The organism is Pedobacter sp. MR22-3 (assembly GCF_026240075.1).
GTDB lineage: Bacteria > Bacteroidota > Bacteroidia > Sphingobacteriales > Sphingobacteriaceae > Pedobacter.
Genome location: NZ_JAPIVF010000001.1, coordinates 262,871 through 286,201, shown reverse-complemented (window position 1 = coordinate 286,201; position 23,331 = coordinate 262,871). Strand labels below are relative to the sequence as shown.

19 protein-coding genes are annotated in these 23,331 nt (G+C 38.5%); 9 read left to right on the top strand and 10 right to left on the bottom strand.

The genetic code is table 11. The annotated features are described in order from the left end of the window. Nucleotides 1–3: 3 nt before the first annotated feature. The 3 genes from OQ267_RS01275 to OQ267_RS01265 form a co-directional block, all read right to left on the bottom strand. Entirely contained in the window at nucleotides 4–1,104 is a 1,101-nt protein-coding gene (locus OQ267_RS01275; protein WP_088299763.1) for a carboxylate-amine ligase, read from the bottom strand. A gap of 26 nt (nucleotides 1,105–1,130) precedes the next feature. Next, complete coding sequence (locus OQ267_RS01270; RefSeq protein ID WP_088299762.1) at nucleotides 1,131–2,186, bottom strand: ATP-grasp domain-containing protein; 1,056 nt, start codon at nucleotides 2,184–2,186, stop codon at nucleotides 1,131–1,133. A gap of 81 nt (nucleotides 2,187–2,267) precedes the next feature. Beyond that, nucleotides 2,268–2,972, bottom strand: a complete 705-nt coding sequence (locus OQ267_RS01265) for an esterase family protein (RefSeq protein WP_088299761.1) — start codon at nucleotides 2,970–2,972, stop codon at nucleotides 2,268–2,270. Between the two features lie 166 nt (nucleotides 2,973–3,138). Here OQ267_RS01265 and OQ267_RS01260 point away from each other — a divergent pair, with 166 nt between their 5' ends. Then, the gene (locus OQ267_RS01260) at nucleotides 3,139–3,948 is read left to right on the top strand and encodes an alpha/beta hydrolase (protein WP_265834612.1); all 810 of its coding nucleotides are present in this window, start codon (nucleotides 3,139–3,141) and stop codon (nucleotides 3,946–3,948) included. A 3-nt stretch (nucleotides 3,949–3,951) separates the two neighbouring features. On the opposite strand, the gene OQ267_RS01255 is transcribed toward OQ267_RS01260, so the two are convergent. Beyond that, a complete protein-coding gene (locus OQ267_RS01255) occupies nucleotides 3,952–4,629 on the bottom strand; it encodes a TIGR02117 family protein (protein ID WP_265834611.1) in 678 nt (225 codons plus the stop codon). A 147-nt stretch (nucleotides 4,630–4,776) separates the two neighbouring features. On the opposite strand from OQ267_RS01255, the gene OQ267_RS01250 reads away from it, so the two are divergent. Continuing rightward, complete coding sequence (locus OQ267_RS01250; protein WP_265834609.1) at nucleotides 4,777–5,226, top strand: VOC family protein; 450 nt, start codon at nucleotides 4,777–4,779, stop codon at nucleotides 5,224–5,226. A 63-nt stretch (nucleotides 5,227–5,289) separates the two neighbouring features. Here the strand turns inward: OQ267_RS01250 and OQ267_RS01245 are convergent, their stop codons facing one another. Then, the gene (locus OQ267_RS01245; protein WP_088299757.1) at nucleotides 5,290–5,631 is read right to left on the bottom strand and encodes a hypothetical protein; all 342 of its coding nucleotides are present in this window, start codon (nucleotides 5,629–5,631) and stop codon (nucleotides 5,290–5,292) included. A gap of 280 nt (nucleotides 5,632–5,911) precedes the next feature. Between OQ267_RS01245 and typA the strand changes: the two genes are divergently transcribed. After that, complete coding sequence (gene typA / locus OQ267_RS01240; protein WP_088299756.1) at nucleotides 5,912–7,717, top strand: translational GTPase TypA; 1,806 nt, start codon at nucleotides 5,912–5,914, stop codon at nucleotides 7,715–7,717. A gap of 224 nt (nucleotides 7,718–7,941) precedes the next feature. Here typA and OQ267_RS01235 read toward each other — a convergent pair whose 3' ends face one another. Both OQ267_RS01235 and pnuC read right to left on the bottom strand, forming a co-directional pair. After that, nucleotides 7,942–8,472 carry an ATP-binding protein gene (locus OQ267_RS01235; protein WP_265834607.1) on the bottom strand — a complete coding sequence of 177 codons (531 nt, stop codon included), beginning with the start codon at nucleotides 8,470–8,472 and terminating at the stop codon, nucleotides 7,942–7,944. Next, nucleotides 8,456–9,073, bottom strand: coding sequence for a nicotinamide riboside transporter PnuC (gene pnuC / locus OQ267_RS01230; protein ID WP_265834605.1), 618 nt, complete (start codon nucleotides 9,071–9,073; stop codon nucleotides 8,456–8,458). Before pnuC ends, OQ267_RS01235 begins: the two co-directional genes overlap by 17 nt. Before the next feature lie 474 nt (nucleotides 9,074–9,547). Between pnuC and OQ267_RS01225 the strand changes: the two genes are divergently transcribed. Next, entirely contained in the window at nucleotides 9,548–9,865 is a 318-nt protein-coding gene (locus OQ267_RS01225; RefSeq protein ID WP_088299754.1) for a carboxypeptidase-like regulatory domain-containing protein, read from the top strand. Nucleotides 9,866–10,216: 351 nt separating this feature from the next. Next, the gene (carB, locus tag OQ267_RS01220; RefSeq protein WP_265819242.1) at nucleotides 10,217–13,054 is read left to right on the top strand and encodes a carbamoyl-phosphate synthase large subunit; all 2,838 of its coding nucleotides are present in this window, start codon (nucleotides 10,217–10,219) and stop codon (nucleotides 13,052–13,054) included. A gap of 87 nt (nucleotides 13,055–13,141) precedes the next feature. On the opposite strand, the gene OQ267_RS01215 is transcribed toward carB, so the two are convergent. Then, entirely contained in the window at nucleotides 13,142–15,580 is a 2,439-nt protein-coding gene (locus OQ267_RS01215) for an outer membrane beta-barrel protein (RefSeq protein WP_265834604.1), read from the bottom strand. 266 nt (nucleotides 15,581–15,846) lie between these two features. Beyond that, nucleotides 15,847–17,526 (bottom strand): dipeptidyl-peptidase 3 family protein, encoded by a 1,680-nt coding sequence (locus OQ267_RS01210; RefSeq protein WP_265834603.1) that lies wholly within the window; start codon nucleotides 17,524–17,526, stop codon nucleotides 15,847–15,849. 113 nt (nucleotides 17,527–17,639) lie between these two features. Between OQ267_RS01210 and OQ267_RS01205 the strand changes: the two genes are divergently transcribed. After that, nucleotides 17,640–18,476 (top strand): N-acetylmuramoyl-L-alanine amidase, encoded by an 837-nt coding sequence (locus OQ267_RS01205; protein WP_265819624.1) that lies wholly within the window; start codon nucleotides 17,640–17,642, stop codon nucleotides 18,474–18,476. A gap of 133 nt (nucleotides 18,477–18,609) precedes the next feature. On the opposite strand, the gene OQ267_RS01200 is transcribed toward OQ267_RS01205, so the two are convergent. Next, complete coding sequence (locus OQ267_RS01200) at nucleotides 18,610–20,265, bottom strand: glutamine--tRNA ligase/YqeY domain fusion protein (RefSeq protein ID WP_265834601.1); 1,656 nt, start codon at nucleotides 20,263–20,265, stop codon at nucleotides 18,610–18,612. Nucleotides 20,266–20,553: 288 nt separating this feature from the next. Between OQ267_RS01200 and OQ267_RS01195 the strand changes: the two genes are divergently transcribed. The 3 genes from OQ267_RS01195 (at nucleotide 20,554) to OQ267_RS01185 (ending at nucleotide 23,300) form a co-directional block, all read left to right on the top strand. Further along, entirely contained in the window at nucleotides 20,554–20,973 is a 420-nt protein-coding gene (locus OQ267_RS01195) for a cobalamin B12-binding domain-containing protein (RefSeq protein ID WP_088299749.1), read from the top strand. A gap of 3 nt (nucleotides 20,974–20,976) precedes the next feature. Further along, nucleotides 20,977–21,756 (top strand): enoyl-CoA hydratase-related protein, encoded by a 780-nt coding sequence (locus OQ267_RS01190; protein WP_088299748.1) that lies wholly within the window; start codon nucleotides 20,977–20,979, stop codon nucleotides 21,754–21,756. A gap of 131 nt (nucleotides 21,757–21,887) precedes the next feature. Then, nucleotides 21,888–23,300 carry a sigma-54-dependent transcriptional regulator gene (locus tag OQ267_RS01185; protein WP_265834600.1) on the top strand — a complete coding sequence of 471 codons (1,413 nt, stop codon included), beginning with the start codon at nucleotides 21,888–21,890 and terminating at the stop codon, nucleotides 23,298–23,300. Nucleotides 23,301–23,331 lie beyond the last annotated feature (31 nt).

The window sequence follows — 23,331 nt, the reverse complement described above, 5'->3', positions numbered from 1 at the left end:
AAATTACTTTGCGCCAATCAGGGTTTGAGTGGTGATATAATCTACTACTGATTCAAAACTACCGGTTTGCTGGTAAACGGCCAGTTGCCTGTCGGCACCTGTACCATGCTCCAGTATTCGGTGTACATAGTTAATGTCATCACGACAGCCTAAATCATCCACGACATCATCAACAAAATCCAATAGCTCCAGGATCAGGTTTCGACAGTTAACTTCCATTTCTTTACCGAAATCTATTAAATTTCCGTCAATTCCATAACGGGCAGCACGCCATTTATTCTCATTAATGAGTGCGCGTGAATAGCTGATAAATTCCATATTCTGTAAACGCAACTTATATAACTTGGCACAAAGGGCCTGAAACAGGGCAGTGAAAGCCATCGTCTCGTCAATCAGCATCGGGCAATCACAAATCCGGAATTCTACCGTATCAAAAAAGGGGTGAACGCGAATGTCCCACCAGATTTTTTTGGCATTGTCCATGCAATTGGTTTTGATCAGCAGCTTAACGTAGCTGTCATAATCTTCAATACTGTTGAAAATATCGGGAATACCTGTTCTTGGAAACTTATCGAAAATTTTGGTCCGGAAAGATTTATAGCCAGTATTTCTCGATTCCCAAAAAGGTGAATTTGTAGATAATGCAAATACGTGAGGCAAAAAATAACGAACCTGGTTGGCAATATGGATGGCCAGCTCACGTGATTGAAAACCCACATGCACATGAAGGCCAAAGATCAGGTTTGAACGTGCAGCTTCCTGTAATTCGTTCACAATTTCATTATACCGCGGATGTTCCGTAATCAACTGCTTTTCCCAGTGCGAAAACGGGTGTGTACCTGCGGCGCCAATCCGTAAGCCCTGTTCTCCGGCCAGTTGCGAAACGGTGTAGCGCAGTTGGGAAATTTCTTTTCTGGCTTCTGTAGTTGATTTGCAGATGCCGGTTCCCACCTCCACTACAGCCTGGTGCATCTCTGCCTTTACCTGGTCTTTATGGATTTTTTGTGCAGCTTCAACAATTTTTTGATCATGTGAGGTAAGTTCCCTGGTAACGGGATCAATTACCATGTACTCTTCCTCTATGCCAAGCGTAAATTCATTCATCCTGATTGGTATTTATAAAATCCCATTTATTTTTTTGGTGCTGCCTTTTTAGGCTTTGGAGTAGCTTTTTCTATTCCAGCTTTCGGGGCAACGGCTTTTTTGGCTGGCGCTTTTGGAGTTGCTTTGGCAACCAAAGGTTTTCCAGCAACTGAAGCTTTAATATACTCGCCCCAGGTTAAGTTATCCTGCCCATCTTGTTGTGCTTTGGCTCTTTCAATGGCATAATTGGCTGTAGTTTCTACCACCCAGTCGAAGTTCTCCTGTCCAACACTTTTAATATCGGCATCCGGAGCCGGGTTACAGAAATCAATGGCAATAGGCACCCCGTCGCGAACGGCAAATTCTACAGTATTAAAATCGTAGCCCAAATATTGACATAATTTCAATGTATATTCTTCTACAGTTTTTAGTAGTTTAGGGTCTGGTGCTTTACCATCAACCGCATAGCGCAAATGGTGCGGATTGCGTGGGTCATATTGCATGATGCGTACATGTTTTCCGCCTATGCAATAACACCTGAAATATTCTTCGAAAATGATTTCTTCTTGCAAAAGCATCACCAGTTGTTCAGTACCGCTATGTTTATCAAAGAAATCTTCCTTATCGTGCAATTTATATACATCTCGCCACCCACCGCCATCATATGGTTTCATGTAAGCCGGAAAGCCGGTATATTCAAAAATCGCATCCCAATCCAGTGGCATGGTCAGATTAGAGAAAGATTCACTGGTGGTTCCTGTTGGATGTTGTCTTGATGGAATTAAAGCTGTTTTAGGTACCGGTACACCAATCTGTTCGGCAAGCGCATTGTTAAAGAACTTCTCATCAGCACTCCACCAGAACGGATTATTAATAACTGCCGTACCGGTAGTTGCTGCATTTTTTAATGATGCACGGTAAAATGGAACATCCTGAGAAATACGATCAATAATCACCGAATAACCCAGTGGCACATTTTGAAATATTTTATCAATTTTAACTGCTTCGGCAGTAATGCCATCTTCTGCTTTTTGATTAATCCTCTCGATAACGGCTTCAGGGAAAGAACGTTCCTGGCCAAATAGAATCCCAATTTTTTTCATTTTTACTAATTAAGTTTAATTGTGGTAAAGGTTAATCGTGTAACTGATTAATTGTTAAATTGTTTTATTGTTAAGCAACATCTATAACTGAGCGATATAATTTGGAAACATTTCTCTCCAGATTGGCCAGTCATGATCTGCATTTTGCCTGATATCCAGCCAATGGTCTATTCCTTTTTTTGTTAAAATACCAGATAGATTTTCATTATCCGCACGGCACATATCCCGATCAGTAGTGCCCAAAACAATTTTCATGTGATGCAGTTCTGGGTTACTGTTGTTCATCAGGTTATCTACAGGGTTATTAAAATAGACATCATCGTTATAAAAACCATCCAACTGTCCTTTGATGTCAAAAGCGCCACTCATGCTAAACATGTGGCTCACCAGCCAGGGGTGCCGAAAGGCAAAATTAGCCGCGTGGTAACCGCCAAAGCTGCAGCCGGCAGTGATGATTTTAGTACTTCCGGTTTCATGTCTGGCCAATGGTGCCACTTCTTCCAGCAGGTATCGATCATACCAGATGTGATTTTTTACCCGGTCTGCTGGATGGATACCCTTATTGTACCAGCTCAGTTTGTCAATACTGTCAGGGCAATAGATTTTAATTTTTCCTTCATTGATAAATCCTTCCACCGAGTCAATCAGTTTAAAGTCTTTGTTTTCGTAATAGCGCCCCATACTTGTCGGGAACAGCAAAATAGGAATTCCGCTATGGCCAAAAATGAGCATGTCTATTTCTGTGCTTAAATTTGTGCTGTACCACTTTTTATGTTCTTCTCTCATATCAAAAATTGAATGTTTTAAGATAGAGATTTTATCATTATAAAAAGAACCTTCATGGCTTAAATAAAAGCGTAATGTAAAAATTGAATACTGATAATTAATAGTTTAGCGAGATTTGTACCTTTGCGCCTTTAAAGGGCAAGATGCCAGTGTTAGGGGATTATTTATGTATACCGCAATTTTATCAATAAAAGTTAATGTTAACCATTTCAAGATTACTTCAGCTTATTTAGCACACGAGGTTGAAATCGATATGTATGTGCCTGAGGGTATTTTGGGCAACGAAAAAATAGAGCTGCTTTTAATTAACGACGGACAAGATGTAGCCAGGATGGATTTTGCGCAAATACTGGAAGATGCCCATCATAGTAAGCGAAACCACAGGTTAATTGTAGTGGCGATTAAAGCATCAGGAGATCGTTTAATGGAGTATGGTGTTGCAGGTAAACCTGATTTTAAGGGAAGGGGAGCAAGTGCCGGGTTATACAATGATTTTATCATTAAGGAGCTTTTGCCTTTTGTTAAAAAGAAAATTGCGATGCCCATTACCGGTAAAGTTGCTTACGCAGGGTTTTCGCTGGGTGGCCTTTCTGCTTTCGATATTGCATGGAATAATCCAGGTATTTTTGATGTAATTGGCGTTTTTTCAGGGGCTTTCTGGTGGCGAAAAAAGGATTTAACCGATGGATATACGGATGCAGATCGAATTATTCACGAATTGATCGATTCCAGCGATACAAAACCGGATATGAAATTCTGGCTGATGACCGGAACAGAAGATGAAAAGGCCGATCGCAATAGAAATCTGATTATTGATTCTATAGATGATACCATTGACGTGGTGAAAGGACTGCTGAACAAAGGTTATAAGCGGCCTGATCACATCTTTTATTATGAAAAAGTGGGTGGAAAGCATGATGTGCAAACCTGGGAAAGCGTGATGCCTACTTTTTTGAATTGGGCGTTTGAGGCTTAAATACTAATTGTACTTTTCAAGTATACCCGTATCAAATATGGTCCATAAACAACTGCGCTGACCGCACTTTTTTAATGCGGCGTTTGTCCAGGTATTGCAGGTTTTAAACATGCTGTAACTTCCTTTGGCTTCATAAAATGCATCGCCAATATCGTAATGGGTATTGGTTTTTACCTTAATAAAGTCTCCTGCAACGTCTGTCTGAAAACTATTGCTTACATAGCGAATCAGTTTTTGGTATTGCACATGGCTGATCATTACTTTTTTGCATTGCTCATCTTCTATCATATATTGATAGTAAGTAGCGTGCATGGCAGAAGTGCTTAAGCCAGATATGGCTCGTAGCGCGGTAACCAGTTTCAGGTCAGAAAATGCCGGCGTTTCTAAATAAAATTTTTTATCGCCCCAGCCAATAGCCAGGTATTGATAGGTACTATCGGCTTCAAGGGTGTTGCTATAGGGGATTTTCTTTGTCCAGTCTATTGCGGGATTTGTGGCGGGCATGACAATATCAGTATGGATTCCATTCGATAAAATATAGATGGTTACTTCTGGTTTGTTCTTTGGTTTCGCATTTACGGTGATCCGTGATAAACCAAAGGCCATCAGAAAATAGAAAGCAATCAGAGCAATAAAAATAAAGGTAAATCTACCAGCGTATTTAAGAAACCGTTTATTCATTGAAAATGGAGTGGGGTCTGTTGTTAATACAAAATGGGTAATAGGGTAACCCCAAAATGGCATAATTTATAGTAATATCAATTTTAGTGATGTGCTTATCAATAAAGGTGATTTTTTGAAACTATAGATAAAGTTTACTTTCATCACATGATAAAAGGACTATTTGAAACTCATATTGATGTTGAGGACTTAGAAAGAGCTATTGATTTTTATAAAAATGTAATGGGTTTAACCCAATGTTATTATGAAGAAGGAAGGAGAATTGCTTTCTTTTGGGTTGGCGAACCGAAGGGAGCCATGCTGGGACTATGGGAAAAACCGAAAGGTGAAGTCTGTGTAAGGCACTTTGCTTTCAGTTGCGATGTAGATGATGTACTGAACAAATCCGTAAGTTTTTTACGGGAGAACAACCTAAAACCTTATAATTTTTTAAAGAGCGATGATTTAGCACCTATGGTTTTTGCCTGGATGCCAGCTATTGCTATTTATTTTAACGATCCTGATGGAAATGCATTAGAGTTTATTGCGATGCTGGAAGGCGAAGCCAAACCTGATTTAGGCGTTATTTCTTATGAAGAATGGCTGAATAGCATTTAAAAATGTGGCATTAAGAGAAATAGTATAGAGCCATAATGCCTAAAAAACAAGTTGTTCTAAGCATTATTCTTTATCCTGTACCACAATGCCGCCGCCTTCACAATGAATCAACACGGTACATTCATCGCGCCTGTCTTTAACCAGCACTTTGGTGTTAATCTTACAGAGTTTATCAGCCAGAGCATCCTGGATTTCACTCCATTCCTGACTCAGTGTTTCCAGTTCTTTTTCCCGGCGTTCTCTTTCCACACAGGCAATCAGGTGTTCATCGGCCTGGTCTGAAGTAATGTATTCTTCTTTAGATAAATCTGGTACTTCAGCTGCATCCATAGCCCTTTTTGCTGCTTCTACTTCAAGCGACTTTTCTTCGTACTGATCAAATAATTGTTGTATCGATTTTTCCATTTACATAATACCTTAAAATTATTCATTTGTTTTGTTCATTTGAACTTGCACGATTTTTTAAAACAGGCTTTGGTTTCTAAACCTGATGGAAAGGGCTGCCCCGAATTTTTGATGGGTGCTAATTGTACAGCAGGACTGAAGCAAACTGAAATGTTACTGCCTTTGCTTTTCTAATTAAAAATGAGACCATTACAAGATTATTATAGCATTAAATAGTAAGTGATATAGTAGAAAATCCATTTCTAAACACTATCTTTGCGCCAAATTTGAGGCGCATTTTATGCAAAAGATTAGAAATATAGCTATTATAGCACACGTTGACCACGGTAAAACCACGTTGGTTGATAAGATTTTACACTCTTGTTCTATTTTTCGTGACAACGAACAAACAGGAGATTTGATATTGGATAACAACGATTTAGAGCGCGAACGTGGTATCACCATCGTATCTAAAAACGTATCTGTTCAGTACAAAGACGTAAAAATTAACATTATTGACACTCCTGGTCACGCGGATTTCGGCGGTGAAGTAGAGCGTGTTTTGAAGATGGCAGATGGTGTACTTTTACTTTGCGATGCTTTTGAAGGTGCAATGCCTCAGACACGTTTCGTAACGCAAAAAGCTTTAGCCCTTGGTTTAAAACCAATTGTGGTAGTAAATAAAGTGGATAAGGAAAACTGTCGCCCTGAAGAAGTTTACGAACAAATTTTCGAATTGTTCTTTAACCTTGAAGCTACTGAAGAGCAATTGGATTTCCCGGTTATTTACGGTTCATCTAAACAAGGATGGATGAGTACTGACTGGCAAAAACCAACTACAGATATTTTCGCATTGTTAGATGCCGTTGTGGCTAACATTCCACCTGCACCGATTAACGATGGTACTTTACAAATGCAAATCACTTCGTTAGATTATTCTTCTTTCGTAGGTCGTATTGCCATTGGTCGTGTTCACCGCGGAACCATTAAAGAAAACCAACCGGTTACTTTAATCAAACGCGATGGAAAAGTTGTTAAAACCAGGGTAAAAGAACTTTATACTTTCGAAGGTTTAGGAAAAATCCGTACCACAGAAGTAAGTTCCGGTGATATTTGTGCCGTTGTAGGTATTGACGGATTTGATATTGGTGATACAATTGCTGATTTTGAAGCTCCTGAACAATTACCAGTAATCAGCATTGATGAGCCTACGATGAACATGTTGTTCACCATCAATAACTCTCCATTCTTTGGTAAAGAAGGTAAATTGGTTACTTCTCAGCGTATTAAAGAGCGTTTGATCAAAGAAACTGAGAAAAACCTGGCTTTAAAAGTAGTTGAAACAGCATCTCCTGATTCATGGTTGGTTTACGGTCGTGGTATTCTCCATTTATCTGTATTAATCGAAACGATGCGTCGTGAAGGTTATGAGATTCAGGTTGGTCAGCCACAGGTAATCGTAAAGGAAATTGATGGTAAAAAACATGAGCCAATTGAGACTTTAATTGTTGATGTGCCTGCTGAAGTTTCTGGTAAGGTAATTGAATTGGTAACGCAGCGTAAAGGTGAGTTATTGATTATGGAGCCAAAAGGTGATTTACAACACTTAGAATTCGAAATCCCATCTCGCGGTATCATCGGTTTACGTAACAACGTATTAACGGCTACAGCTGGTGAGGCAATTATGGCGCACCGTTTCAAAGCTTATGAGCCTTGGAAAGGAACTATTCCTGGTCGTTTAAATGGTGTATTGGTATCGATGGAAAAAGGACAAACTACTGCTTATTCAATCGATAAGTTACAGGATAGAGGTCGTTTCTTTGTTGATCCGGGAGTTGATGTTTATGAAGGTCAGATTATGGGTGAACACATCCGTGATAATGATTTAGTCGTAAACGTTGTGAAGGGAAAAGCATTAACCAATATGCGTGCATCTGGTACAGATGATAACACCCGTATCGCACCTGCAATTAAATTCTCTTTAGAAGAGGCTATGGAATATATCCAGGCTGATGAGTATATTGAGGTTACACCTGCAAGCATGCGTTTACGTAAAATCTTTTTAACAGAACAAGAACGTAAAGTTAAAGGAAAGCAATTCGCTTAAACGCCTAAATCCCTAAGGGGTAAAATATAGCTTACTAAAGCCTCGATGTAAATCGGGGCTTTTTTTGTTTAATTGGTGAAGTTTTTATCATTTAAAGAATGTAAGTTGGATAGTGGAAATTCCTGGCTTTCAGGTTTGATTCACGAGCCATTGTTCCCCTCTCTTTCAGGAGACGGACTTCCATAAGCCTACCGCAACCTACGGATCGTTGACAAGATGAAGCCCTATCTCTCTAAAAACTCATCAATAGCCTTTATTGCATGCGCAACTCGTTGGTTTCCTAAGCCACCGATCACCTTGTATTTTGCATCCAAAGCCTTTAGTTCCTGGTGCCAAACTTCCATAAAATATTCCCTCTGATTCGGGAAGTCACGAAGCGGATCATCCTGCCACGGTAAATCAATATCCATCAGGAGATAGAGGTCATAAGGTCTTTTCGGAAGTGCATCCAATACCACCCGGGGCGTTTTACCCAACATCTCATCACTCCAGATTTTTACGGTAACAAACGTGGTATCGCAAATGATGAAGTCGCTTTCAGTGGTAACCAAAATGGCATCCTCCAGCGCAATTTGTCCATAAAACATGTTTACCTCATCCTGTAAAGTATAAGGGGCCGTTAAGTGTTCGCAATAATAGCGGGCATATTCAGGTACCCAGGAAACACCATAATGTTTTGCCAGCAATTGAGACATCGTTGATTTACCCGTGCTCTCTGGCCCGACAATGGCAATTTTTTTAACTAATTTGTTCACGATATGTTTTTCTCCAGTTTAAATATCCATTAAATGCAATGATGATCAGTACAAGATAAAGTAATGCGCTTAGGTTAAGGTTTTTATAAATAAATAGTGGAACGTAACAGATGTTAGCAAAAACCCAGAGTAACCAGTTTTCTAATATTTTTCTGGTGAGGAGAAATTGGGCCGTGAAACTTATAGCCGTGCAAAATCCATCAGCATAAGGCACATTACTATTGGTAAAACGATCCATAAACCAACCTAATAATATGCTTAGCAATGGAATAAAAAGAATAGCTAAAAACCATTGTTTTGCTGTTAACCTAGAAATTGGCCGGTGTTGTTCTACTTTTTTCCTGATCCAGAAATACCAACCATAAACAGCGGTAAATAAGAAATAAATCTGCAGTGTCATATCGCCGTACATCGCTTCTCTGAAAAAAAGTAAGCCATAAGCCACCACACTGATGATAGAAACCGGCCAGTTCCAGATACTTTCTTTAGCGGCAAGATAAATACAAAGGAAGCCAGTAATTACCGCAGCCCATTCTAAAAGCGTTGTCTGCTGGAATTGTGAGGTAACAAATTGAAAAAATGATGCTATTAACACGATCATATTATCAAAAGTAAAAGAAAAAGCCATAAAAGAAAAAATCCGGTAGAGGAGGGCTCCTCTAACCGGATAATAAACCAAACAAACTATTTATGAAGAAATCCTCATTGCGGTTAACTACTCCGCGGAGGAAGCTTTAGATCTTTTTCTAAAGTATATACAAAACGCATATATGTTCTGCTTATTACAACATTATTGCCAATTATCCTGGTTAGGATCATTCATGACTTAAACATGACTTCGTGTTCTTTTAACACTATATTTATGTTACATTTTAACAGAATTTTAACGATTGTTCATTACTTTTGCGCTCAGTTTACAATTAATATGAAATTTGTACAGGACAATATTTGAGCCTGATTATTTAAAAAAGAATACAGTGTTCAATTTCTGCTACAAACAAATTAGTTGTATGATGCGTTTAAGATGGGCACTATTGAGATGAAATTTTTAGAAAAAAGACTAAAATAAATTAATATGAAAAAGCTGAGTGTTTTTTGCGTGGCATTAATCCTTTCATCTATTCTGTTTGTAGCTTTTACCTTCGTCAAATTAGGCGGTATTGTAGGACGGGTAAGCCATGCCGATGCCGTTTCAGGGATTTCACTGATTGCCGGGCAGGATACGATGACGGTAACAGTTAATCAGGGTAGTTTTTCTTTTACCAATCTGAAAGAAGGTGTTTATACACTTGTGATCAAAGCAAATGCACCCTACAAGGATGCGATTATTGAAAACGTTGCTGTTAAAGACAGTGCCACTACTGATCTGGGTGAAGTCGTATTAAAGCAATAGTTTTGAAAGATAGAAAAAGGAGCGTCAAGCTCCTTTTTTATTTCCCGGAATTTAGGATACCATTGCTTTATGCATCGCCAGCAAGATATTATTGATGGCAAACACCTGTATAACCCTTTCATTAAACCTGGTTTAATCTTCAGAAAAAAGGATAGAAAAGGTTAATTTTATGGATTTGATTTCGGGTATTTTAATTTTAAAAAATTAAACAAAAACTACTTCAAAAAACATATCTTTGCATCCCGACAGAACAGTTGGGATTTTCTCTTCAAAAAGCAAAAAAACCTTCTTGCTTCTTCACCTTTAACAGGTCAAACACTTTAGAATTTTAATCATTGTTTAAGCTTAATCATGCCTAAAGACACTTCAATACGCTCAGTATTAATTATCGGATCGGGACCAATCATTATTGGACAAGCCTGCGAATTTGACTACTCGGGTTCACAAGCGGCACTTTCCTTAAAAGAAGAAGGAATTACCGTTTCCATTATCAACTCTAATCCGGCTACGATTATGACGGATAAGGTTATCGGAGATCATGTTTATCTTCGGCCTTTATCAGTTGATTCCATAGAGGTAATTTTACAGGAGCATATCGACTCTGCAGATTTACCTAGAATTGACGCCGTTTTGCCAACTATGGGCGGTCAAACGGCGCTAAATCTTTGTGTAGAAGCTTCCGAGCGTGGTGTTTGGGAAAAATATGGTGTTAAAGTGATCGGTGTTGATGTAGCAGCTATCGAAAAAACTGAAAACCGTGAATCTTTCCGCCAGTTAATGGTTGATATAGGTGTAGGTGTAGCGCCGTCTAAAATTGCCAACTCATTTTTAGAAGGTAAAGAAGCTGCTCAGGAAATTGGTTTTCCGTTGGTAATTCGTCCTTCTTATACCTTAGGTGGTTCTGGTGGTGGTTTTGTGCATAGAAAGGAAGAATTTGACGCTGCACTTAAACGTGGTTTAGAAGCTTCGCCAACACATGAGGTTTTGGTAGAACAAGCTGTTTTAGGCTGGAAAGAATACGAATTGGAGCTATTGAGAGATAGCAATGATAATGTAATCATTATCTGTTCGATTGAAAACTTCGATCCGATGGGTATCCATACAGGAGATTCCATCACTGTAGCACCAGCGATGACCTTATCTGACCGTTGTTATCAGGAAATGCGTAATCAGGCCATTAAAATGATGCGTGCTATCGGTACTTTTGCTGGTGGGTGTAATGTTCAATTCTCGGTAAATCCTGCAAATGATGACATTATCGCCATCGAAATTAATCCGCGTGTATCCCGTTCATCTGCTTTAGCCAGTAAGGCTACAGGTTATCCAATCGCTAAAATTGCGGCGAAATTAGCTATCGGTTATAACTTGGATGAGATTGAAAATCAAATTACCAAAACAACTTCAGCCTACTTTGAGCCTACTTTAGATTACGTAATCGTTAAAATCCCTCGCTGGAATTTCGATAAATTTAAAGGTGCCAACAAAGAACTGGGTTTACAAATGAAGTCTGTAGGTGAGGTAATGGCGATAGGTCGTACCTTTATCGAAGCTTTACAAAAAGCTTGTCAGAGTTTGGAAATCAACCGTGCAGGTTTAGGAGCTGATGGCAGACAGGTGCGCAACATTGAAGAAATTATGGATGGCCTGGAGCATGCTTCGTGGAACCGTCTGTTTTTAATAAAAGATGCCATGACAATGGGGGTGCCTTTGGAATCTATCCGTAAGGTAACCAAAATTGATAAATGGTTCTTAAACCAGATCCAGGATCTGGTTCTTTTGGAAACTGAATTAAAAAGATATTCATTAAATAACATCCCTCAGGATTTCTTCTTCACCCTGAAACAAAAAGGATTCTCTGATATTCAGATTGCCTGGTTGTTAGGAAATGTTACGGAAGATGAAGTTTACGATCGCCGGAAGGCTTTAGGCATCAACAGGGTGTACAAAATGGTAGATACCTGTGCTGCCGAATTCCCTGCACAAACACCTTACTATTATTCTTCTTTTGATGAGGAAAATGAATCAATCCCTACAGACAACAAAAAAGTAATTGTTTTAGGCTCTGGCCCGAACCGTATTGGTCAGGGTATCGAATTTGATTATTCTTGTGTGCACGGTTTATTAGCCGCTAAAGAATCTGGTTTCGAAGCCATTATGGTTAACTGTAACCCGGAAACAGTTTCTACAGATTTCAATATGGCCGATAAGTTATACTTTGAGCCGGTTTTCTGGGAACATGTTCGTGAAATCATTGAGCTGGAAAAACCAGTTGGTGTGATCGTTCAGTTGGGTGGTCAAACCGCTTTGAAAATGGCTGAAAAATTAACACAGCTTGGTGTTAAAATCATCGGAACATCTTTTGAGAACATGGATATCGCTGAAGATCGTGGTCGTTTCTCTGACTTGCTTAAAGAATTAGATATTCCATATCCTAAATATGGTGTAGCAGAAAATGCTGAAGAAGCCATTGTGGTTGCCAATGAAGTAGGTTATCCGGTTCTGGTGCGCCCGAGTTATGTATTAGGCGGACAAGGAATGAGTATCGTGATTAACGATGAAGACCTGGAAAAAGCTGTAGTAAAATTATTGGGCGATTTACCAGGTAACCGTGTATTGATCGATCACTTTTTAGATCGGGCAGAAGAAGCGGAGTCCGATTCGATTTCTGATGGTGATGACGTTCACATTGTTGGGATGATGGAACATATTGAACCAGCGGGGATCCACTCCGGTGATTCGTTTGCCGTATTACCTACTTTTAGCTTGCCTGAATCGGTAACTAAAGCAATGGAAGAGTATTCGGTTAAGATTGCGAAAGCATTAGATGTACGTGGCTTATTGAACATTCAGTTTGCCATCAAAGATGAAAAGGTTTATGTAATCGAGGCTAATCCAAGAGCATCACGTACAGTTCCCTTCATTGCCAAGGCATATGATGTTCCATACATTAACATCGCTGCGAAGATTATGTTAGGGGTAGCGAAATTGAAAGATTTCACCATCGAACGGAAGTTAAAAGGATATGCGATTAAAGAGCCGGTGTTCTCTTACGAGAAGTTCCCTGAGGTGACGAAAGAATTAGGTCCGGAAATGAAATCAACAGGTGAGGCCATTCGCTTCATTAAAGATCTGGAAGATCCTTACTTCCGTAAACTTTACAAAGATAAATCAATGTATTTGAGTAAATAAATAGCCAAGGGCGATGGAAACATCGCCCTTTTTGCTGTAAAGTGTGCTGGTAAATAGGGAGGCATTAATATCAAATCATTAATATTATTAATTCTTCATCCTGTTTTGCTCATCTTCTGAACCGGTAGAGCGGCGGCGGGCTGGTTTAATTTCTTTACCAAACCGGTACGTGAAACTTATTCTGCCAATCTGGCTTTCATTTTTCTGATGTACTTCATATTTTAAACCCGGGTAAGCGCTGGAGATATCATTTTTATAAGTGTTAAAGATATCCGATAAAGCCAATTTCAGTGAAGCTTTTTTACCCAGGAATGATTTACTCAAACCCGCATCAATAGAATAGCGTGATTTAATTCTCAGTGTTCCATAATCCAGTGGCGATTCGTAACTGCCGTTTAATTCTGCTGTAAGGCCGCTTGCGATGGTAAAGTTTTGTTGAGATTTAAACTGGAAGGAAGTCTTTCCTGTTTTTAGGGCTACACCAGCTAAATCCGGGGCTTCAAAACTCAGGTAAAAAACATTTAGGTTATTATTCATCGACCACCATTTGGCTACCTGAACCGGGATATTCAGGTTGGCATTATAACTGGTGTTTTTAGCTAAATTTTCATTGGTTTGAAACAACGCTTTTTGAGCAGAATCTGGTAGTAAAACTTCTGTTATCACATCATTGGTTCTGCTATAACCTACCGAGAGCATATATTTCTGCATGAAAGTGTAACTCAGTTCCATATTGTTGGTATACTGCGGTTTTAAAAATGGATTACCTTTATTGTAGGTATATTGATCCAGGTAATAAACAAATGGGTTTAAAGCATCATAGCTTGGGCGATCTATCCTGCGGCTATAGGAAAATCCTAACTGATTATTTTTAGAGAGTGTTTGTTGCACGAATAATGTCGGGAAAAAATCGAAATAATCACGTTCAACTATCGTATTGGTGGTAACCAGATTCCCTTTAGAATTGGTTTGCTCCACTCTTAAACCAAGCTGGATACTGGTGTTTTTAAATTGCTTGTTAATGTTTGTATAGGCTGCATTTACATTCTCGTCATAAACAAATTGATTGCTGCGGCGAACATCATTTTGCCAGATGTTATTAACCAGTTCCTCAGCCTGCAAATCATTATCTGTTTTTACCCAGCTACTTTTTAAGCCTGCTTCAAGCTTTATGGTTTTACTTAATGAAACATTATAATCAATTTTAAAGGTTTTTATATCAATTTTGGATGGTGTACCATTTCTGGTATAATTAACAGGGCGAATTCTATTGCCATTAGCGAACATATAATCATTTTCATATGCAGAACCATCGTTTCCATTGTATTTTGAGTAATCAAAGTCAGCTGAAATTTCAGAACCTGCGGTATCCAGAACCGATTTATAGTTAAGGTTATAAGAAATATTATTGTATTTATTGGTTTGCAAACTATTAGATGCCAGTGTTGAATCTACTTTTTGGAAAGACGGGCCAATTAAGGTATTGTTTTTCGAAGCTTCCGTTCCGTGGTTAAAATAGCCGTTCACCAATACCCCAATAGTATTATTTTTATTGATGAAGTAATCTAAACCAGTTTTAAAATTATTGTTTTGCTGCTTCCGTAAGCTTGATCCGGCCTGCATGAAATAAGTATCGGGTGTGCCGTTAGAAATCCTGTCAATGGTGATGATGTTTTCACGCGTAGTTTTGCCGTAGTTATAGTTCCCGAAAAGATTTAGCTTTTTTGTTCTGTGGTTCAGGTTTAAGCCTGTATTGCCTCTAAAGTTTTTACCATATCCGGCCGTAGCATTTAAACTTCCATTGGTGCCGCCAGCTTTGTTTTTCTTGGTTTTAATATTGATGATACCTGAATTTCCGGCTGCATCGTATTTGGATGATGGATTGGTAATCAATTCTATTGTTTCTATCTCTGAACTTTGCATGTTTCGAAGTAAGTTCGCCACATCTGCACTACTCATGTAAGTTTGTTTTCCATCAAGCTGAATTAATACACCTTGCTTTCCCTGCATTGAAATATTATCATTCTGATCTACCGAAACACCTGGTGCTTTTTGTAAAACTTCCAGTGCCGTAGATCCTGTCATGATGGAACTGCCGGATACATTCATTACCACTTTATCCATCTTTCTCTCAATTAATGGTTTGGTCACTGCGATACTAACTTCCTTTAAATCTTGCGTGCTGGAAACCAGTTGTGCCGAACCAAAATCTACTTTTTGATTTTCATCGGTAAGGGTAATGGTTTTACTTTTAAACGTTTTATAGCCCATATTACTGGCTTTGTAGAAATAAGTTCCTTTTGCACTTACGTTAAAGCCGAAAACACCATTCTGATCTGTAAAACTGGTTTTTACAATACTTGAGTCGGCTGCTTTATATAATACTACTGTTGCATAATCTACTGGTTTTTTCTGCTCATCAAGAATAATTCCCTTTAGGTTAGGCTGAGGTGAAGTTTGCGCAAATAAACTTCCTGAAGAGCAGGCAGCAAAGATGATGAAGGATATTTTATATAAAATTTTCATTTGTTTAGGTTTAAAGTTTAAAAATCCAGGCCAAATAATTCCCATAACGCATCTGTATCCGTTTTCTATTTTTTGCCTTTATCTTTATAGTTTAGCCTGGAAACGAATTGTTCCCATTGTTTAGTTATCAGTAAGACGAACGTTTGTTTAAAAGGTTACGCCGTTTTCAAAAAAAAAGAAAATCCCTGATTGAAAGACGAATATTAGTCTTCCAATCAGGGATTTATTTGACACATCAAAAAACGATGTGTGGTTTTTTATTGCTATTATTTAACGCCTAATACGTCTACACCTTGTTCAAAAACAACATCAACAGGAATGTTTTTTCTGGTCAGGCGGTCAAGGTCTTGCTGTAGTGTAGCCGGAATAACTGCTTTTTCTTTTTGCGTTTTCTCTACAGCTGCTTTATCTCCGTTTCCCTGTAAAGTGATGATGAATGCACTGAGCTCATTCATTGCAGAACCAAATTTTTCGAAATTAACTTTATAGGTTCCTTTGGAGGTTCGCTCGAAAGCACCTTTCTCTGCAAAGTAATTAAAGCATTGCATGTTGGCCTTACCATGTGCTTCTGAAACGCCAAAACGAACTGATCTTAAAATACCTGCCATAAACGTGGTGTAATAGTCTTTGATATCGCCTTGTAATTCACCTTTTTTCAGCAAGCCGGTAACCATGTACAAGCCTAAAATATCGGCTTTGCCTTCTTCCAGCCAGCTGTATTGTTCTTTTAAAGCCTCACGAACAAAACCTTTCCCGGTAACGGTTTTTTTAATGCCCAAACCATGTGCAACCTCATGAAACATTACATTGGCAAAAAAAGCATCGAACTTGATGTATTGCTGCTGGTCTAAGTCTATTAGTTCTTTAGATATTGGAAGAAGGATTTTATCAAATTTTGCCTGCATCGCATTTTTTAGCTGCGAACGGCGGGTTCCTTTTTCCTGCTGAATTTTTTCATCGTTTGGAAGGTTAACGGCAATGGTTTTTGAGCCTGCATTGCAATCTCCGGCATAATATACCACATCATAGGCATTCAATTCAGAATCTGTACCAGGAGTTTCGGTTTTGTATTTTGCTGGTACCGGAAGATTCTTTTGTAACTCTGGCAATAGCTTTACATATTTTGCCAGGCGCTTACTCCATTCTTTATCTTTGATTAAAACATAAGCTTCGTAACTGGTACGGGCATTAAAGAGCTTATCTTCATAGTTTTCAATCGGACCAATGATAATATCCAGGCCATTTGTTTTCATGTCCAGCCAGGCATAATCACTGGCGGTAAACTTATCCGTTACTAAGGCATCAGCCCGTAAGTTTAAATATTTTTTTAAACCAGCATCTTCTGCAATTAATGCTGCTTGTTTCAAAAGGGAACTTGCTCTTTGTAATTCGGAAGCGAATAATACATGATAAGGAACAGTAATGAATTTTCCGAGGCTATCTTTTTTTACTACAGAATATGCGCCGTATTTATCTGCTAATTCAGCTTTTTCAATTTCCTCCTTGGTAGTGCCATATGGATAAAATGAAGCACCTTCAGGTTTATTTCCCACGCCGGCAACAAAAGGCTTATCATTGTTGAGTCTATCCCATGGCCCATAATTAATGTTAACAAATTCACGGGTTTTTTCGTCCTTAACTGTTGCCAGTAAGCTATCTCGTTGCGGATAGGCCTGTTTCCAGTAGAGTTCATCCATAATTTCAGCCGCCTGAATAAGAAGCGGCAAAATTTTGCGGTCATTAATACTAAGCTGATTAAGGTTTGTGCTGAGCTTTACCCGCTCGTATATAGGGAGCCGACTGGCTACATAATCTGTTAAGCTATCTTTTTGTACTACGGTTACTTTTTCTTCAGTGGGTTTGCTATTGTTGGTGCAAGCCGTAAATAAACTTGCAGAACAGGCTATTGCCGATACAAATAGTATAGGTTTGTATAGTTTTTTCATGATTAAGATATATCGCGACTAAATTACTAAAATTTGAAAGCTTTGTATAAAGTTTGATGTAATGGATGAAGTTTAATATAACTTTGTACCTTCATATTTTATTTATTCATATCATGTTTCCTGTAAAATCTTATTCTCTTAAAAGTACTTCTGTTTTGGCTCTGGCATTATTCTTATCTTCCTGCAGTACGAATAAATATGCTGCAACAGAAAAGATTTATAAGCAAAAGAGTAAAGAATTTGCCAATATAATTTCAGCTACACCACCTGAAGGTCAGTTATATGATCTCCAAAACGCAACAAATCAAACCTGGGTGGGTTCTGTAAATTTTGGGATACGTAAACCTAATTTTGTTATCCTTCACCACACTGCCCAGGATAGCTTAGCCCAAACCATCAAGACCTTTCATTCTACCAAGGCAGAAGTTAGTGCACATTATGTGATTGGCCGTGATGGAAAAGTAGTGCATATGGTAAATGATTATCTGCGATCAAACCATGCCGGCATTGGGAAATGGGGAAAGGATACAGACTTAAACTCTTCCTCCATTGGTATTGAACTGGATAACAACGGAACAACAGACCCATGGCCGGATGCACAAATTAACAGCCTGGTGAAATTACTGGAGACCTTAAAAAAGGCTTATAATATTCCGACTGCGAATTTCATAGGCCATTCTGATATTGCCCCTAAACGCAAGCCTGACCCAAATAAATTTCCATGGAAAAAATTAGCTTTAAAAGGCTTTGGTTATTGGTATGATGATGTGCTTAAAAATCCTCCGGCAGATTTTGATGGACCAAATGCATTAAAATTAATGGGTTATGATACCAGCGATTTAGGCGCCGCAATAGTTGGGTTTAAACGCCACTTTATACAAAGCGATATTACACCTAAGCTTACGCCGGTTGATTTATTGGTATTGTATAATGTGTATACGAAATACTAAAAAGGATGAAGGTAGGAAGGTTGATGGTAGAAGGGTTGATCTCTGTGTTCCCATGAAAATTCTTAAGCAATTAAGCATAAAAAAACACGGATAAATCTAAGTTCATCCGTGTTTATCTGTTGTTATACCTTAACTATTTAGGTTTCTTAAAAGTATCTTTCAAAGTAACCGTCCGGTTAAAAACCAGTTTCTCAAATGTAGAATCTTTATCTAAACAGAAATATCCTTTTCTGATAAACTGATAACGGCTATCTAAATCGGCATGAGCCAAAGCAGGCTCGATGTAAGCATTTGGAAGAACCGTTAAGCTTTCCGGATTTAAGTAATCCTTAAAATCACCTTCTTCCGCATCTGGTGTTTCAGAAGTAAACAGGCGATCATATAATCTGATTTCTGCTGTTTTAGCATGTTGAACACTCACCCAATGAATGGTTCCCTTAACATTGATGCCACTGGTATCATTTCCACTTTTTGATTCCGAAATATAGGTGCAGTGAATTTCAGTTACATTGCCATTTTCGTCTTTAACAAAATCCTCACACTTGACAATATACGCAAACTTTAAACGCACCATTGCTCCTGGTGCCAAACGGAACCATTTTTTAGCAGGCACTTCCATAAAATCTTCGCGCTCAATCCAGAGTTCATTGCTGAAAGGAATAGTGCGGGTACCACCGCCATCTTCCGCTTCAGGATTATTTTCACCGATTAAGTCTTCAGTTCCTTTTTCATAATTGGTGATCACCAGTTTGATTGGATCTAAAACGGCCATTACACGATTAGCCGTTTTATTTAAATCCTCACGAATGCAAAATTCCAGCAAGCTTAGTTCTATCAGGTTTTCACGCTTGGCAATACCTATTCGTTCACAAAATTCACGGACACTTTTCGGCGTAAAGCCTCTTCTGCGCAAACCAGAAATGGTTGGCATACGTGGATCATCCCAGCCGTTAACTAAGTTTTCATTTACCAGTTGCAGTAATTTGCGTTTACTCATTACCGTTGAGGTAAGGTTTAAACGTGCAAATTCATATTGTTTAGATGGAAAAATTTCTAATTTCTCTATAAACCAATCGTAAAGTTCACGGTGCGAAACATATTCTAATGTACAAATGGAGTGCGTGATGTTTTCAATACTGTCACTTTGCCCGTGTGCAAAATCGTACATAGGGTAAATGCACCACTTGTTGCCCGTACGGTGATGTTCGGCATGTTTAATGCGGTAAATAATTGGATCGCGCATCAACATATTTGGGCTGGCCATATCTATCTTCGCCCGTAAAATATACGCTCCATCAGCAAATTCACCATTTTTCATTTTTGTGAAAATGTCTAAATTTTCTTCAATACTGCGGTTACGGTATGGGCTATCCTGTCCGGGTTCAGTAGGTGTGCCTTTTAAGGCAGCAATTTCATCAGCTGAACTTTCATCAGCATATGCCAGTCCTTTTTCAATAAGCTTAACTGCAAAAGCATACAATTCATCAAAATAATCTGATGCATACAGTTCATTCTTCCAGTTAAAGCCCAGCCATTTAATATCTTCCTGCTGGCTGTTTACATACTCTGTTTTTTCTGTAACCGGGTTGGTATCATCAAAACGCAAATTAGTGTAACCACCGTATTTTTGTGTTAGTCCGAAGTTCAGGCATATCGCTTTTGCATGGCCAATGTGTAAGTAGCCATTGGGTTCAGGTGGAAAACGCGTTACTAGAGTTTTATACTTACCACTGTTTAGGTCGTTCTCAACAATTTCTTCAATAAAGTTCAATGACTTTTCTTCACTCATAAAAAGCTGTAAATTAGGAATGCAAAGGTAAAAAGATTGAGCGTATTTAGGTAATGATTAGAAAATAGAAAATGTATAAATAGGGAATTGAGTAGTAACTTAATGAATAAGGAGTTGGAAACGGTAAATAAATGGAGCTTGCTTTGCTCTTCATCATTTCCCATCTATAGGCAGAAACGTAAAAATAGAGAATGGGCTGGAAATCTATTTTTATTATTGATTTCCCGTTACCTATTCTCTATTCACATAAAAGAAAAATCAATACATTTACATCAATTTAATATTACCATGAGCAAAGTATTAAACAGACCAATACGCGTTTTAGTCGCGAAGGTTGGATTAGATGGGCACGATAGAGGTGCCAAGGTAATTGCCACATCACTACGCGATGCCGGGATGGAAGTAATATATACGGGTTTGCGGCAAACGCCAGAAATGGTTGTAAATACCGCATTGCAGGAAGATGTGGATGCAATAGGCATATCTATACTTTCTGGGGCACACATGACCATCTTTCCAAAAATTATTCATTTTATGAAAGAAAAACAGCTCGACGACGTTTTGTTAACAGGTGGGGGGATTATACCTGAATCGGACCGGATGAAACTTGCGGAAATTGGTGTCGGAGAATTATTTCCGCCAGGAACCACCATGGCCAGTATTGTAGCATACATTCAGAATTGGGTAGCAGAAAACAGAAATTTTTAAATTATGACATATCAGCATTTAATATCAGAGATAAAAGAGAATATTCTTTATGTGACCATCAATCGCGAAAGGGCATTAAATGCCTTAAACAAAGAAACGCTAGCTGAACTGGCAAAAGTAGTTTCATTTGCAAATGAAACTGCAGAGGTGAAAGGTGTGATTTTGACGGGCGCAGGCGAAAAAGCTTTTGTTGCCGGAGCGGATATTAAAGAATTTTCGGATTACAATGCCGAACAAGGGAAAGCACTGGCGAGAAATGGGCAGCGTGATGTTTTTAATGCTATTGAAAATTCACTAAAACCTTTTATCGCAGCCATTAATGGTTTTGCTTTGGGCGGCGGATTAGAACTTGCCATGGCCTGCCACATGCGCATTGCATCCTCACATGCGAAACTCGGTTTACCTGAAGTTACGCTGGGGTTAATTCCGGGTTATGGTGGAACACAAAGGCTAACCCAACTGGTTGGGAAGGGGAAAGCCATTGAGCTAATTACGACGGCTGGTATGATCTCTGCAGACGAAGCCCTGAAAATAGGTTTGGTAAACCATACAGTCGATCCATCTGATTTGATGAATAAAGCAACTGAAATTTTAAACCTGATTAAACAACGCGCGCCATTGGCCGTATCTGCTGCCATAAAAGCGGTTAATACTTGTGTTAATGCATTAAATGGTTATGACGTTGAAATAGAAGAATTTGGGAAATGTTTCGAAACAAGTGACTTTAAAGAAGGTGTTTCTGCATTTATTGATAAGCGGAAAGCGCACTTTAAGGGAATTTAGGATTGTAAATTGCTCTTAAAATATGTTTGTTTTTATTAATCATTGATCTTTATAATTTCTAAATTATCGCTCTATTTAGGAATGCTTGCTGCTAATCTGGAGGTTTTTAGCTAAACAATTAGTAAACGCTCATGAATAAAAAGATTTTAATAGTAGATGATGAAATAAGTATAGGGTTATTCCTGTCTAAATTTTTAACAAAGAATGGTTTCGAAGTGTCAAACGCTATATCGGGTGCCGCTGCGATGGAGATTTTATCACAGGAAACGTTCGACTTGATTATCTGCGATTATCGTCTTAATGATACCGATGGGCGTGAAATTTTAATTAAAGTAAAGGATAAACATCCATCCACAATTGTCATCATTATTACCGGTTATTCAGATGTAAAACTTGCCGTAGAGTTGATTAAACTTGGTGCGTATGATTATATTACCAAACCCCTGTATCCTGATAAAATTTTAGCGGCTATTCATACTGCACTCGAAAGTCAGAAAAGCTTAAAGGAAATTGTATTGCAGGCTAATGCAAAAGATGTTGCAGAATACGAGACAGATCCTGTTGATTTTATTTGCGGCCAAAGCGAAGCCTCTTGCGAGCTGCTGAAGGAAATTCATTTGATTGCACCAACATCCTATAGTATAATTTTAACAGGTAAAAGTGGAACCGGAAAAGAATGTGTAGCTAAAGCGATTCATTCCAACAGTTTAAGAAAAGATAAGCCTTTTATCGCTATGGATTGTGGTTCATTAACGAAAGAACTTGCAGGAAGCGAATTTTTCGGACATGAAAAGGGTGCCTATACCGGAGCCTTGTTTACCAAAATAGGCCATTTCGAGCAGGCTAATGGAGGTACTTTGTTTTTGGATGAAGTTGGAAATTTGTCCTATGAAATTCAAGCCGTTCTGTTAAGGGCCGTTCAGGAACGCAAAGTGAAGCGCATCGGAAGTACAAAAGAAATTGATATCGATGTTCGTATTATCGTAGCAACCAATGAAAATATTGCTTTGAACATTAATAAGGGAACATTCAGAGAGGATTTATTTCACCGTTTTAATGAGTATTCTATTCATCTGCCATCACTTAAAGAGCGTGGGAATGACATTTTAATTTTTGCGGCTAAATTTTTAATGGTCGCAAACCTGGAGCTGAATAAAAAAATTAAATGTTTTTCTGAAGGGGTAAAAACATGCTTCCTGAATTATAGCTGGCCGGGTAATATCCGCGAATTAAAAAATGTAGTCAGAAGATTAGCCCTGCTAACTGATGGAAACGAAATCCAGGTTGATGTTCTGCCATTGGAATTATCCAATTATACTGGTCGTGAGGAGAAGCATAAAAATGGTATTGAAGCGATTAATCCATCGAAAGCCTTAAAAAATGCAGCGAAGGAAGCAGAATATGATGCCATTCTAAATGCTTTAATAAAGGTTAATTTTAATAAAACCAAGGCAGCACAAATTTTAAATATTGACAGGAAGACACTCTACAATAAAATGAAAGGCCTTAAATTAAATGAAGCCTTTAAAACTGAAGATCGCTAAAAACAAATTGCAGGGTTTTGCTATTTAAATG